The organism is Clostridium sp. AM28-20LB (assembly GCF_003480665.1).
Classification (GTDB): domain Bacteria; phylum Bacillota; class Clostridia; order Lachnospirales; family Lachnospiraceae; genus Otoolea; species Otoolea fessa.
This window is the reverse complement of sequence record NZ_QUJN01000001.1, coordinates 71,240-84,939: the sequence shown is the minus strand read 5'-3', so window position 1 is coordinate 84,939 and position 13,700 is coordinate 71,240. Positions and strand designations below refer to the sequence as shown.

19 protein-coding genes are annotated in these 13,700 nt (G+C 54.1%); all 19 read left to right on the top strand.

Annotated features, from left to right (window positions below; translation table 11 throughout):
* Positions 1-42 precede the first annotated feature (42 nt).
* A complete protein-coding gene (locus DW739_RS00415) occupies positions 43-258 on the top strand; it encodes a Maff2 family mobile element protein (protein ID WP_016306504.1) in 216 nt (71 codons plus the stop codon).
* A 39-nt stretch (positions 259-297) separates the two neighbouring features.
* Positions 298-1,164, top strand: coding sequence for a VirB6/TrbL-like conjugal transfer protein, CD1112 family (locus DW739_RS00410; RefSeq protein WP_009901636.1), 867 nt, complete (start codon positions 298-300; stop codon positions 1,162-1,164).
* A 41-nt stretch (positions 1,165-1,205) separates the two neighbouring features.
* Complete coding sequence (locus DW739_RS00405; RefSeq protein WP_107001180.1) at positions 1,206-1,745, top strand: MT-A70 family methyltransferase; 540 nt, start codon at positions 1,206-1,208, stop codon at positions 1,743-1,745.
* Positions 1,746-1,787: 42 nt separating this feature from the next.
* Complete coding sequence (locus tag DW739_RS00400; protein ID WP_227589684.1) at positions 1,788-2,210, top strand: SpoVG family protein; 423 nt, start codon at positions 1,788-1,790, stop codon at positions 2,208-2,210.
* A gap of 9 nt (positions 2,211-2,219) precedes the next feature.
* Positions 2,220-2,873, top strand: a complete 654-nt coding sequence (locus tag DW739_RS00395; RefSeq protein WP_107001178.1) for a hypothetical protein — start codon at positions 2,220-2,222, stop codon at positions 2,871-2,873.
* A 44-nt stretch (positions 2,874-2,917) separates the two neighbouring features.
* Entirely contained in the window at positions 2,918-3,304 is a 387-nt protein-coding gene (locus tag DW739_RS00390; RefSeq protein WP_016306500.1) for a PrgI family protein, read from the top strand.
* A gap of 79 nt (positions 3,305-3,383) precedes the next feature.
* On the top strand, positions 3,384-5,651 hold the full coding sequence (locus tag DW739_RS00385) for a VirB4-like conjugal transfer ATPase, CD1110 family (protein WP_107001296.1): 2,268 nt from the start codon (positions 3,384-3,386) through the stop codon (positions 5,649-5,651).
* 279 nt (positions 5,652-5,930) lie between these two features.
* A complete protein-coding gene (locus tag DW739_RS00375) occupies positions 5,931-7,598 on the top strand; it encodes a C40 family peptidase (protein WP_107001176.1) in 1,668 nt (555 codons plus the stop codon).
* Between the two features lie 22 nt (positions 7,599-7,620).
* Positions 7,621-7,887, top strand: coding sequence for a DUF4315 family protein (locus DW739_RS00370; protein WP_005927622.1), 267 nt, complete (start codon positions 7,621-7,623; stop codon positions 7,885-7,887).
* The gene (locus DW739_RS00365) at positions 7,874-8,521 is read left to right on the top strand and encodes a DUF4366 domain-containing protein (protein ID WP_107001175.1); all 648 of its coding nucleotides are present in this window, start codon (positions 7,874-7,876) and stop codon (positions 8,519-8,521) included. The genes DW739_RS00370 and DW739_RS00365 overlap by 14 nt, the downstream gene beginning before the upstream one ends.
* Positions 8,518-8,715, top strand: coding sequence for a hypothetical protein (locus DW739_RS00360; protein WP_005927616.1), 198 nt, complete (start codon positions 8,518-8,520; stop codon positions 8,713-8,715). The genes DW739_RS00365 and DW739_RS00360 overlap by 4 nt, the downstream gene beginning before the upstream one ends.
* The gene (locus DW739_RS00355; RefSeq protein ID WP_050005650.1) at positions 8,716-9,117 is read left to right on the top strand and encodes a cysteine-rich VLP protein; all 402 of its coding nucleotides are present in this window, start codon (positions 8,716-8,718) and stop codon (positions 9,115-9,117) included.
* A gap of 132 nt (positions 9,118-9,249) precedes the next feature.
* Positions 9,250-9,840 carry a hypothetical protein gene (locus DW739_RS00350; protein WP_227589686.1) on the top strand — a complete coding sequence of 197 codons (591 nt, stop codon included), beginning with the start codon at positions 9,250-9,252 and terminating at the stop codon, positions 9,838-9,840.
* Positions 9,841-9,852: 12 nt separating this feature from the next.
* Positions 9,853-10,035: a DUF4316 domain-containing protein gene (locus DW739_RS00345; RefSeq protein ID WP_107001173.1), complete on the top strand. Its 183-nt coding sequence runs from the start codon at positions 9,853-9,855 to the stop codon at positions 10,033-10,035.
* A complete protein-coding gene (gene mobC / locus DW739_RS00340; RefSeq protein ID WP_015553878.1) occupies positions 10,035-10,376 on the top strand; it encodes a plasmid mobilization relaxosome protein MobC in 342 nt (113 codons plus the stop codon). The genes DW739_RS00345 and mobC overlap by 1 nt, the downstream gene beginning before the upstream one ends.
* 160 nt (positions 10,377-10,536) lie before the next feature.
* A complete protein-coding gene (locus DW739_RS00335) occupies positions 10,537-10,875 on the top strand; it encodes a hypothetical protein (protein WP_016306492.1) in 339 nt (112 codons plus the stop codon).
* Positions 10,876-10,878: 3 nt separating this feature from the next.
* A complete protein-coding gene (gene vapD, locus DW739_RS00330) occupies positions 10,879-11,247 on the top strand; it encodes a VapD family protein (protein ID WP_016306491.1) in 369 nt (122 codons plus the stop codon).
* 161 nt (positions 11,248-11,408) lie between these two features.
* A complete protein-coding gene (locus tag DW739_RS00325) occupies positions 11,409-11,699 on the top strand; it encodes a CD1845 family protein (RefSeq protein WP_023042378.1) in 291 nt (96 codons plus the stop codon).
* A 79-nt stretch (positions 11,700-11,778) separates the two neighbouring features.
* On the top strand, positions 11,779-13,194 hold the full coding sequence (locus DW739_RS00320; protein WP_107001172.1) for a relaxase/mobilization nuclease domain-containing protein: 1,416 nt from the start codon (positions 11,779-11,781) through the stop codon (positions 13,192-13,194).
* The last annotated feature ends 506 nt before the right edge of the window (positions 13,195-13,700 follow it).

Genomic DNA, 13,700 nt, shown 5'->3' with positions numbered 1-13,700 from the left:
TTGTACCCAAAACCATCAAACAAACAAAATGGAGGAACGTATATGGAATTTTTCAATCAGGCAATCGACATTCTTAAAATTCTGGTCATGGCTCTTGGCGCCGGTCTGGCGGTGTGGGGTGTCATCAACCTTCTGGAAGGTTACGGGTCGGACAACCCTGCGGCAAAATCACAGGGCATTAAGCAGCTCATGGCTGGCGGCGGTGTCGTTCTGATCGGCCTTCAGCTTATCCCTCTGCTGTCCGGTCTGTTCAGCTAAGTGTCACCCGTTGTCCCTTTTTCCAGAAGGAGCTGATGTATGGACTTTATCATCGACGCAATCGTTGAATGGCTGAAAGGTCTGCTCGTCGATGGTATCATGGGAAATCTGGACGGCCTTTTCGATAACGTCAATCAGAGCGTTGGCGAGATCGCCACACAGGTCGGCACGACCCCGGCGGACTGGAACGCCGGGGTCTTTTCCATGATACGACAGATCTCTGAAACTGCCATCCTGCCAATCGCCGGGGTCATCCTCACTTTTGTAATGACCTATGAGCTGATACAGATGCTCATAGAACGCAACAACCTCCATGAAGTTGACACATGGATGTTTTTTAAGTGGGTGTTCAAAACCTTTGTGGCTGTGATGATCCTGACGAATACCTTCAATATCGTGCTGGCGGTCTTTGATGTGAGCCAGCATGTGATACAGCAGTCAGCGGGCATTATCCAGAACGGGACAGAGATCACGCCGGATGTGCTGGACAGTCTACGGACAGAACTTGAAGCGATGGAGTTGGGTCCTCTGTTCGGACTCTGGCTACAATCCTTCCTGATCCAGCTTACCATGATTGCCTTAAATATCGTGATCTTCGTCATCGTATATGGCCGTATGACTGAAATCTATTTACTCACAAGTTTAGCGCCTATCCCGTTTGCCACAGTCCCCAACAGGGAAACCGGACACATGGGGCAGAACTATTTCCGCTCCCTCTTTGCGGTGGGCTTTCAAGGTCTGTTGATCTTAGTCTGTGTCGCAATCTATGCGGTGCTGATCCAGAGTATCGCCACCGACGGCGACCCCATCGGGGCGATCTGGGGCTGCGTGGGATATACGGTGCTGCTGTGTTTTACCTTATTCAAAACAGGCAGTCTTGCAAAATCCATCTTCGGCTGCCATTAAGAGACTTCGGGCCATGCTGACCCGAAGCGGAAAGGAGGATCATGCCGAAAGAAAAATTTTCGATAATCTATGCAGATCCACCGTGGCGGTATGAGCAGAAAAACAGGCAGGGATCAGCAGAGCTTCATTATCCCACTATGAGTATTGAAGAAATTTGTTCCCTTCCAGTGGCCGACTTGGCTGCAAAAGACAGCGTTTTGTTTCTGTGGGCAACATTCCCACAACTGCCGGAAGCCTTAAAGGTCATTAAAGCATGGGGCTTTTCTTATCGTTCTGTGGCTTTTGTATGGATAAAGAGGAACCGGCGCTCCTACTCATGGTTTTACGGTCTGGGGTATTGGACCAGAGGCAATGCAGAAATTTGTCTTTTAGCAGTAAAAGGACATCCGAAGCGTAAGTCTACCGGTGTTCACCAGCTTATTGTTTCCCCGATAGAGCGCCACAGTAAAAAGCCGGACGAGGCCAGGCGGAAAATTGTAGAACTGATGGGCGATATACCACGAGTGGAATTGTTCGCCAGAGAAAAAAAGCCCGGATGGGACGTGTGGGGAAACGAAGTTGAAAGCACTGTAAACTTGTAACAGCTTCGGGTCATGCTGACCCGAAGCGGAAAGGAGAAATCCATGCAGGAAAAAAATGCGGGCGGAACACCAGCTGCCCCTATAAAGCTGGATGTAAGCGTGCGGGTCATCGAACCTGTGAAAAACCTCATGGGCTTTGCCAGCGTGAAATTCAATGACTGCTTTGTGGTGGAAAATCTGAAAATCGTACAGGGCAGCAAGGGGCTCTTTCTTGGGATGCCCAGCCAGCCAGACGGCAAAGGCGGCTACCGGGATATGGCCTACCCTGTCACAAAGGAGTTCCGGGAACAGCTCAACACCGCTGTTCTGCAAGCCTATGAGGCAAAGCTGGAACAGATGGCGGAGCGTGGCTCTGTGGGGCGTGCATCCATCAGCGACCAGCTCAAAGCCGGAAAAGCGGCTGCCGAACAGGCAAAGGCAGAACGGCCTCCGAAGGAAAAGCCCAGCCGCAGCGCAGAGCGTTGACCTCGGGCCATGCTGGCCCGAAGCAGAAAGGAGGCGGGAACCATGCCACGCAAACGGACGGGCTATGACGCGGCCTGCTATTACGACGGAAAACTGCTGGGCCGCTGTACCAAAGCGGACAGCGATGCCTATACCCTGTTGATGAACGCCTGCGGCGGGGAGGCCGCCCGTGTCCTGCGGGAATACGCCTACTTTTCCCCGGAACTTCGCGCCATATTGGAAAAGGCGGCGCTCATGCAGGCGGACCGGAGCCGGACGGGCGGAATGTTCCATGCGCCGAAAAGTTCCCCGTGGGGTGATGTGCAGAGCTGTGAAACCCTCTGTCCAGGGGTGTTTCTGGTATCTACCGCCAGCCACGGCGGAACGATGGTGGCAAACGAGGTAGCCGCCGTCCTCTCCCCAGCAGCGAAAAAGTGCGGCTTCAAGGATAAGGGCTATATCTGCTATGAGGAGGACGCGCAGGAAAGTGTGGTGCTCCGGGAACTGTTGGACAAAAAGCTGTGGAACATACCTGACCGCATTAAGGACAAAGGGCAGTTTGAAGAAAACCTCAACCAGTCCATCCGGCAGTATAATCCCGAATACTGGCGGGCAAGGCAGAGCGGACGTAAGGCCGCCGAAGCCGCCCGCAGTACAGCCCCGGCCAAAGAGGCCGCAAGATGACCTCGGGCCATGCTGGCCCGAAGCAGTAAAGGAGGTGTACCCAAATGGCCTATGTGCCAGTACCAAAAGACCTTTCCAAAATTAAGACAAAGCTGGCCTTCAATCTGACGAAGCGCCAGCTTGTTTGTTTTTCCGGCGCAGCGGCGGTGGGGCTCCCGGCCTACCTGCTTTCCCGTGACAGTATCGGGAACAGCGCCGCCATGTTCCTAATGATCGGCCTCATGCTCCCGTTCTTCTTTCTGGCTATGTATGAGCGGGACGGCCTGCCATTGGAAAAAGTGCTGAAAAACATCATCCGCACCCGGTTCCTCTATCCCCGGGTGCGGCCTTACAAAACCGAAAACTTCTATGCGCTGCTTAGCGCCAGAAAGGAGGCGCAGCCGATTGCAAAACAGCAGAAGGGCCGGAAAGCCCGCAGGCAGAAAGCCTGAAAAGCAGGGCCTTACCGGCCTGTTCACAAAGGGAAAGAACATTCCCACCACCGCCCAGCAGACCCTCCCTTACCGGGAAATGTACCGGGATGGGGTGTGCCGGGTAACGGACCGCTATTACACCAAAACCATTGAATACGAGGACATCAACTACCAGCTCGCACAGTCCGAAGATCAGGCGGCCATCTTTGACGGGTGGAGCGCCTGCCTCAACTACTTTGACAGCAGCCTTCCGTTCCAGCTTTCCTTCCTCAACCACCGAAGCCGCCCGGGCAGCCGGTACAGCGTGAACATCCCCATGCAGGATGACGATTACAACAGCGTCCGGTGTGAGTATGTGGAAATGCTGGAAAACCAGATCGCCAAAAGCAACAACGGCATTGTCCGCACAAAGCTCCTGACCTTCGGCGTGAACGTGGACGACCTTTCCACCGCCAGGGCAAGGCTGGAACGTGTAGAGGCGGACATTTGCGGGAACTTCAAAAAGCTGGGCGTCAAGTGCCGCTCCCTTTCAGGGCTGGAACGGCTGGAGCTTCTTCACGGGCAGCTCCACCCCGGCAGCGGCTCCCCCTTCCGGTTTTCATGGGATATGATCCCCAAAACCGGGCTTTCCACCAAAGACTTTATCGCCCCGGACAGTTTCGATTTTCGTTTCAGCCGACTGTTCCGGGTGGGGACGACTTGGGGCGCTGCCTCCTACTTGCAGATTTTGGCCTCGGAGCTCTCGGACAAGCTGCTGGCGGAGCTTTTGGAAATGGATGCGGAAATGACCATCACCCTCCATATCCAGACCGTTGATCAGGCCGCCGCCGTAAAATCCATCAAGGCCAAAGTCTCCGACATTGACAAGATGAAGGTGGAGGAACAAAAGAAGGCAGCCCGGTCAGGGTACGACATGGACATACTTCCGCCCGACCTCGTAACATACAGCAACGACGCAAAGACCCTTCTGGAAGATTTACAGAGCCGGAATGAAAGAATGTTCCTGCTGACCTTCCTTGTGGTAAACATGGCTCCGACCCGCCGGGAGCTGGACAATGACCTGTTCACGGTGTCCGGTATCGTCCAGAAATACAACTGCACCTTGAAGCGGCTGGACTTCCAGCAGGAGGACGGTTTTCTTTCCAGCCTTCCGCTGGGCCATAACGGCATTGAGATCAAGCGCGGCATGACGACCAGCTCCACGGCCATTTTCGTTCCCTTTATGACGCAGGAGCTCCGCATGGATGGCGAAGCCGTCTATTACGGGCTCAACGCACTTTCCCATAACGTCATCATGGCGAACCGGAAAAAGCTCAAAAACCCCAACGGCCTGTTCCTCGGCGTGCCTGGCTCCGGCAAATCCTTTGCCGCAAAGCGGGAGCTTGTGAATGTGTTCCTTGCCACAAAAGACCGCATTATCGTGGTGGACCCGATGGGCGAATATTCGCCCCTTATCAGGCGGCTGGGCGGACAGGTCATCGAGATCGCCCCGGACAGCCCCCACCACATCAATCCGATGGACATTGATTTGAGCTTCGACGAGGAAAACCCGATGGCGCTGAAAGCCGACTTTATCCTGTCGCTGATGGAGCTGATCGTTGGCGGCAAGGACGGCTTGCAGCCGGTGGAGCGTACCGTCATTGACCGCTGTGTGCGCCAGATGTACCGGGAACACTTGCAGGACCCGGAAACAAGCAAAATGCCGACCCTCCAAACCCTGTATGACCTGCTCTGTTCCCAGCCGGAGGGCGAGGCGGTGCGGCTGGCGACGGCTCTTGAAATCTATGTGTCCGGTTCCCTTAACGTGTTCAACCATGAAACCAACGTGGACTTAAACCGCCGTCTGGTATGCCTTGACTTAAAAAAGCTGGGAGCCGGGCTTCGGACGATTGCCATGCTCATTATGCAGGACTTGGTAAACTCGCAGGTGTCCATGAATTTCCTCCGCGGTATCGCTACATGGTGCTACTTTGACGAATTTCATGTGCTGCTCCGTGACCGTCTGACGGCAAGCTATTGTGTAGCGATCTGGAAAATGCTGCGGAAAAAAGGGTGCGTTCCGAGTGCTTTAACGCAGAACGTAAAGGATTTTCTGGCAAGCCCGGAGATCGAGAACATCTTTGAAAACTCGGACTTCCTTGTGCTGCTCTCGCAGGCACAGGGGGACCGGCAGATTTTAGCCAAACAGCTTGGGATCAGCCCCCACCAGCTTTCCTATGTGACCCATACCAATTCCGGCGAAGGGCTGCTGTTCTTCGGGAACACCACCATCCCGTTTGTTGACCGCTTCCCGCAGAACACCGAGCTGTACGCCATTATGACCACCCGCCCGGAGGACAAAAAACAGGAAATGAACCGGGCATAACACACTTCGGGCCATGCTGGCCCGAGGTTTGGAAAGGAGGGATACATCATCGGAAAGAAACCGGACAAACGGAGTTTTCAAAGGCCGGGGCCGACGGAGGATACCGGGGGCAATCGCCCCGGACCGGCGGAACGGGAAGGGCCTTCCCCTGCACCATCCCGACGCCTGCGGTTTGAGGACGAGGATACCGGGCAGGACAGCCCTTCGGGCCACGATGGCCCGAAGTCCAAAAGCGGCAAGTTTCAAGAGGACAGCCGCAAAAGCCGTCCCTCTGACCGCATGAGGCAGGAGGATGAAGCGGGCGGGCCGCAGGATACCAGCAAGGCACAGGAGCCGGAGGGCTCCGCAGAGAATGCCGGGAGCAAAAAGGACAAGTACCAGAAAGCACAGGCAAAAGCGGAACACGCCGGGAAAAAGCTGGGAAAGGCTCGGGAGAAACTGGACAAGACCGAGGCAAAACGGGCAGCGAAGAAACCGCCGGGGCTTGCAAAAAAGGCAGTCCGGGGAGCCCGTACAGAAGCATGGTTCTATGTCCACAACAAGATCCACGAAGTCGAGCATGAAAATGTGGGTGTGGAAGGAGCCCATAAGTCGGAACTTGTGGCCGAGGCCGGAGCCCGGAAACTGACCCGGTATGCCAAACGCCGCTGGCAGGAACACCCGGCCCGGAAGGTGGCAAAGTGGGAACGGAAGGACATAAAAGCCCGGGCCAATATGGATTTTCAGAAGATGGCCTCCGAGCACCCGGAGCTTGCCAGCAATCCGCTTTCCCGTGTGCAGCAGAAATGGAAACTGAAACGCCGGTATTCCAAAGAAGCAAAGGCGGCTGCAAAACAGGGCGCAAAGGCCGCAAAGAAAACCGCTGCCGCTTCGGGAACTGCGACCCGTCGGGCGGCGCAGTTTGTGACCCGTCATCCCGTGGCGGTGCTGGTCCTGCTCCTGCTGTTGCTGCTCTGTTTTCTTGTGTCGGCGGTAAGCTCCATCTTTCCCACGCTTGGCAGCGGCCTTGCCAATGCGTTATCCGGCACCTCCTACGCCTCGGAGGATACGGACCTGCTGGGCGTAGACGAGGACTACACGGCGCTGGAAAACGAGCTGGCGCAGACGGTGGCAAACATCGAAAGCACCCATCCCGGCTATGACGAGTACCGCTATTCCGTGGACGAGATCGGCCATAACCCCTATGAGCTGGCGTCCTATCTCTCGGCAAAGTACCATGTGTATTTCCGGGAACAGGTGCAGGACGAGCTGCGGGAGATCTTTGAGGCACAGTATGAACTGACCTTGACGGAGGAAGTCGAGATACGCTACCGCACCGAAACCAGCACCGACCCGGAGACAGGGGAAACCACCACCGAGGAAGTCCCCTATGAGTATTACATCTTAAATGTGACCCTCACAAACAAGACGCTGCCTGCCGTGATCCTGCCGAGGCTTAACGAACAGCAGCGGGAAATCTACACCGTTATGCAGCAGCTCAAAGGCAACAAGCCCTATCTGTGGGAAGGGATTTACAACGGCGGCGAAGATACCGGCCCCAGCTATGAGATACCCGGCGAGGCGCTGGATGACCCGGCTTTTGCGGCGCTCATGGAAGAAGCCACAAAGTATATCGGCTGGCCCTATGTGTGGGGCGGCTCCAGCCCGTCCACCTCCTTTGACTGTTCGGGCTTTGTCTGCTGGGTGTACACGGCCAGCGGCGTCCACAACCTGCCCCGTACCACGGCGCAGGGCATTTACAACCAGTGCGCTATCATTTCTCCCTCCGAGGCAAAGCCCGGCGACATTATCTTTTTCACGGGAACCTATGACAGCCCCGGCCCTGTGTCCCATGTGGGGATTTATGTGGGCGACGGGATGATGCTTCATTGTGGTTCGCCCATCCAATACGCAAACATCAATTCAAGCTACTGGCAGACACATTTCTATGCCTTCGGGCGTTTGTGAGCCAGAGGAAAGGAGTCCTTGCATGAACAAGATCGACAAGCTCGATAAGGAACTGGAAAAAGCCCGGGAGAAGGCAGCCGAGTGGCAGGCCAAAATCCGGGAGCTGGAAAAGCAGAAACAGGAGGAAGAAAACAGCCAGATCGTGCAGGCGGTGCGCTCGCTCAAACTGACCCCCGCCCAGCTTATGGCTTTTTTGAATGACCCCAAAAACAGCCTTACCGCTTCGGGCCATACTGACCCGAAGCCGGAGGCACCCGAAAAGGAGGACACAGCCCATGAAGAAAACTAAATACCGCAGGCTGGCGGCGATGGCTGCCAGCCTTTTGTGTTGCCTGATCTTTACGGTCCCGGCCTACGCCCAGAGCAGCGAGCCGCAGCCGGAGACAGCTCCCGCCCCGGTGGAAACCGAAGCGGAGCCGGAAACCCAGAACCCCTTTACCCCGGACGGGACGGGAACCGTGGTGGACAACGCCACCGACGAGGACGGTAAAGAGTTCTACACCATCACCACCGCAGACGAGAGCGTGTTTTATCTGGTGATCGACAAACAGAAAACCAGCGAGAACGTCTATTTCCTCAATACCGTTACCACAGACGACCTTCTGCCTCTTGCCGAACAGGGTAAGGAACCGCCCCAAGAAGTGACCCCGGAGCCAGAGCCAAAGCCCACCGAACCTGTGGAGGAAGTACCGGAACCCGAGCCGGAGAAAAAGGACAGCCCCCTTCTCTCTCTGCTCCTGATCGGTGCGGTGGTGCTGGCCGGCGGTGGGATTGGTTACTATTTCAAGATTTACAAGCCGAAGCATGAGGCCCCGGATTTGGAGGATGATTACTGCGAATATGAGGACGGGGAGCTGGAGGAGATCGCAGAGGAACCCGAGGACGAAGATACCCCGCCGTGGGAGGAAGATACGGAGGAATGAGAATGAATTTTACAAGCAGCCCTTTTGAACGAATGATGAAGGAAGTACCGCACCCCGGCTGGGACAATGACGATCCTTGTAAGGGATGCCGTTACTACAAGGAGTGCAAAGGAAAGAAAAAACAGTGCCGGAAGAAGTTCCGGGCGCTGATCGTGGAGCCCCGCCCTTCGGGCCATCGTGGCCCGAAGTCATAAATGGACGCCCGGGAGCTGACCCGTGACGAGAAGAAGAAAATCCGCACTCTGGTCACGGGGATGTGCGCCAACTATGACCGGGAAAGCGGCCTGTGCCTTCCTCTTGACTGTGCCTGCTATATGCTGCACAAGTGCTGGACAGGGGCGTACTGCCGTTATTTCCGTGAGGCTGTCCTGCCTCTTAACCCGGAGCTTCAAGCGTCGCTGACAACGGAAGGCATCTCCCCGGAGCTGCGGGCCTGTGCGGTCTGCGGAAAGGCGTTTTTGCCCGAGGGGCGTCAAGCCTACTGTTCCGACGCCTGCAAGGCCGAAGGGAACCGCCGGAAAAGCCGGGAACGCATGAGGAAAATGCGGGAGAAAAGGCCGGGCGGCTGTTACGATTTGCCGCCTCCAAAGGCTTGACATTCCGGGCTTTTTTGAGGGTGTTTCCGGGGTGGGAATATCTTATTACATTCCTCCCCGGTCTGCCCTCTTATTTCGTAACATCCAGCACTTCGGGTCATGTTGGCCCGAGGCACAGAAAGGAGGGATCTCTTGGAGACAGTACAAGGATATGTGATTTTGAAAGCTGCCACCTTTGAAACTGGACACGGCTTTGCGCTTGGGCATAATCCGGGAGCGCCGAGCCCCTTTGTGACCTGGCAGTTTACCGAGGGGGAAAACGGCCATCGGGATTACTACTGGGGCCGCTATGGAAACAGCCAGGCATGGGCGCAGCGGGATTTTGACCGCCGGGTGGACGATTATCAGCAGCTTTACCATGCGGCGGTCAAGCATACCGAGCTGGGACCGGAAGGCGTTTACCGCTATTATTCCACCCAGCGGCCCGTGGACATAGGAACTTACCCGAAGCCGCCGGATAACCAGCCTCTTTCCATTGTCAACTACGACGATGACAGGCGGCGTCCTGTGGCAGACGGCAGGCTGATGGCATGGGGCGAACTGACCTACACAAAGCCGCTGACCGAAAAGCAAATGGAGGATTATGAACTGAAACCAGCACCGGGCAATCCTGACCGGGTGCGCTCATCCATTACCGCCCGGCTCAAAGAAGGAACCAGAGGGCAGGAACCCCCGAAGGAGCCCGGCCAGAAGCGGAGCCATAAAAACCATGAGGAACGATAAAGGAGGATCGCCATGCACGAAAAAGACAACTATCTGAAAACCGCCGAGCTCTCCACGGAGCAGAACTGCAACATGATTGACGGCGTACCCAACAACACGCCCATCCAACCCACGCCCCCGGAGCTGGACGCAAAACCGCTGGATAAGGTAAAGGAACCCAAAAAGCGCCGGAAAGGCCGGGAGCTGGAACGATGATGGAGAACCGCAAGCGGAATGTCCATCTGCACGTCATGGTAACGCCGGACGAGCTGGCAGCCATCCATGAACGGATGGCCGAGGCGGGCATTTCCAACGCCGGGGCCTATGTACGGAAAATGGCTCTGAACGGGTATATCCTGCACATCGACCTTGCGCCCGTAAAAGAATTGATCTCTCTGCAACGGCGCTGTTCCAACAATCTCAATCAGGTCGCCGTACACGCACACACCTATGGCGTGTACCCGGAGGAAATCGACGGATTGAAGCGGGACTATGAAAAGCTGTGGGGCGAGGTGTCAAAAGTGCTGCGGGAGCTTTCCGAGCTGGTGGCAAAGTAAGACGAGGGCGGCAGGCTTCCGTTGTGGGGCTTGCCGCCCTGCTCTTTTTTTACCACTTCGGGCCAGCATGACCCGAAGCCCGTCATAAAAAATTCAGATTTTCAAGATTGTAGAACCAGCTCTATAATGATATAATAATTCAAGAAGGGAGGCTGATACCATGCTGAAAATGGTTATTCGCATGAATGATGATAAAATCACAGCCGAAAATAAGTACCGGCTGGATGGCATTTACAACACAATCAATCATACATTCCAAACCGTGGGCCTTCCCCGTATGGAGGATGGTTCCGGCGCTTTGGTATTCCGTGACTGCGGCAGAGCGAGGGATTTTAGTCTGTTCGGCCGGATCGTCAATACCTTGAAGCGGCAGACATGGTTCATGGATAATGTTTCTGTGTGGCGTCTTTGTGACAGTGACGATTCTGACAGTCCAGATGATTTCAATGAAGAAGATCTGTTGACCCACTATCAGGAAAAAACAGCAATGAGGGCTTGAGTTTTGGAGAGAAAATATTTCAAAGCCTTAAATTTTGATCTGGACACCCATCAATTAAAAGAGCATTACCCCGGAGCCAATTACCGGCAGGCGTATGACGACTTGCGCCGGTTCTTCAAACGGCATCGTTTTTCTCACCGTCAAGGCTCCGGCTACATATCGGATGATAAGCTGGCAACTGCTGATATATACGACTTGATGGATGAATTAAGCAGACAGTTTCCGTGGATTGGAATATGCGTGAATAAAATTGATGTGACCAACGTGGGACGGCAGCACGATTTGACAGAGCTCTTGAAACCAGCAGAGGATATTGTTATCGACACTTCGCTGCTGACAGTTCCCGATTGCCCGCAGCAGGAAACAGAATAGCAGAAATTTGGCAGGACATGAATGTGTCCTGCTTTTTCTGTTTTCGGGCCATCATGGCCCGAAGGTTTGGGACAGGATTCACTAATCTTTCGCAACATTTATGTCCCCGGGCAGGCATGATAAAATAGAGGTAGGAAGGATAGATAAAGGAGGTTTTGGAGATGAAGATACTGCTGAAAATATTGGTTGCTCCCTTTGCTTTAGCGTTGTCCCTTCTGGCGGCTCTGCTGGTATTCCTGTTTGATATTTGTGCCGTCCTGCTGACGATTGCCTCTGTGATTCTGGTGGTGCTGGGTGTCGCTCTCTTTTTCACGCCGACGCCCATAGGCGGGATTGTATTTCTGTTTCTCGCTTTCCTTCTTTCGCCGTATGGACTGCAAGCGGCGGCGGGCTCCCTTCTTTGGGCGCTGGACGGAGGCAAATCCGCTCTGTACCGGTTTCTGGCAAGTTAAACAGCCTCGGGCCATGTTGGCCCGAAGTCGGGGCGGTCTGGATGGGCCGCCCTTTTCTCATGGAAAGGAGGGATGATTTCTGGCTACCACAACTTTGTTGCAGCGCCATGCGGGCGAAGGCGAAACGATTGCCGAGGCAATCCGGGATTGTCTGGACTATGGCAAGGACCCGGAGAAAACAGAAAGAGGAAAGTATATCTCCGCTTATGAATGTGATCCGGCCACCGTGGCGGACGAGTTCCTTTTGGCAAAAGCCAGCTATGCCGCTATGACGGGCCGGGAACAGAAAAAAGAAAATGATGTGCTGTGCTATCAGATACGACAATCCTTCTATCCGGGCGAGATCACCCCGAAGGAGGCGAACCGTATCGGCTATGAGCTGGCTATGCGCTGGACAAAGGGGCGGCACGCTTTTATCGTTACCACGCACACCGATAAGCAGCACATCCATTGTCACATTTATTACAACTCCACCACCCTTGACTGCACCCGGAAATTCCGAAACTTTTGGGGCTCCAGCTTCGCCCTCCGGCGGCTCTCTGACAGGCTGTGCCTTGAAAACGGGCTGTCCATTGTAGAGAACCCGAAGCCCCGGAGCAAGGGCAAGTATCGGAATTATGGAGAATGGCAGAAAGAACGAAAAGGGCCGCTTTCCTATCAGGACAGACTGCGCCTTGCCATTGATACTGCGCTGGCGGAACGCCCCGCTGATCTGGACGAATTTCTCAATCTGATGAAGCGGGCCGGATATGAGGTCAAGACGGTTCGGGGCGGCGGTATCAGTTTCCGGCTGACCGGGCAGGGACAGGAACGCTTTACCCGTCTGCGGGCTTCCACGCTGGGAGACGGCTACGACTTGCAAGATGTTCTGTCTGCCATTGAGGGCAAAGAAAAACGCCCCGGGCGCTCGGAACGGAAAATCAGTCTGGCGGTGGATATTCAAGCAAAGCTGGCTGCCGGTAAGGGGCCTGGATATGAACGCTGGGCGAAGGTATTTAACATTAAGCAGATGGCCGCCGCTCTTGCCTATATACAGGACAATAACCTGACCGATTATGAGCAGTTGGCGCAGAAAGCCACCGAGGCGGCAGACCGTTTCCATGCTATTTCCGAGCAGGTCAAGCAGACGGAACAGGCTATGAAAACCAATGCCGGGCTAAAGGCTGCAACGGTTCAGTATGCCAAAACCCGCCCAGTCTTTGAGCAGTATAAGGCGACGAAGTACAGCAGGAAATTCCTTGCGGAGCATGAGGCCGACCTTGAACTGTACCGGGTTGCACAAGCGGAAATGCGCTCTCTGCTGGGCGGGGCAAAGCTCCCCAAAATGGATGTGCTGAAGGAAGAAGGCCGTAAGCTCACAGCAAAGAAAAAACAGCTCTATGGAGAATACCAGAAGGCACGACGGGATATGCAGGAGATCGTCACAATCAAGGCGAACATTGACACTCTGATGGGCTACACCGAGCCGGGAAGAAAGCAGGAAAAGGAGCGTTAAGGTTATGAAAATAAGGAGCAAAGCGACGCTGACACTTCGGGCCATGTTGGCCCGAAGATATGGGTTTGGGGCGAGCCCCAACAAGCAGCCTTTGTGCCACTTGTGGCCACAGAGGCATTGCTTGCCATTTAGCTATTTAGCAATATACTGCAAAAAAGATTATTGAGTTTATACAACATCTATTGTTTTACGCAATACCTCCTTAAAATATCTATATTAAGAAAATTCGCCACAAATTTTCGGTGATTTATCAATCGCTTTTCGAGTTTTTATATGTTTATGCAAAAAGAATGATATTTTTTTTATATCAACAAGTTCTCTTTCTTTTTATCGTTTTAACTCAAACATCAAAACACAAAACTTGAATACCCGGTTTTTATATCAGAAAAATATACGATATATGTTGATAATTAACAATTTATTAAGTTTTATTTACCATTTTTAGATTATATTGCATATATAGGGATTCTGTGGTATACTACAGTTAGTTATAAAAAGCTCATAAC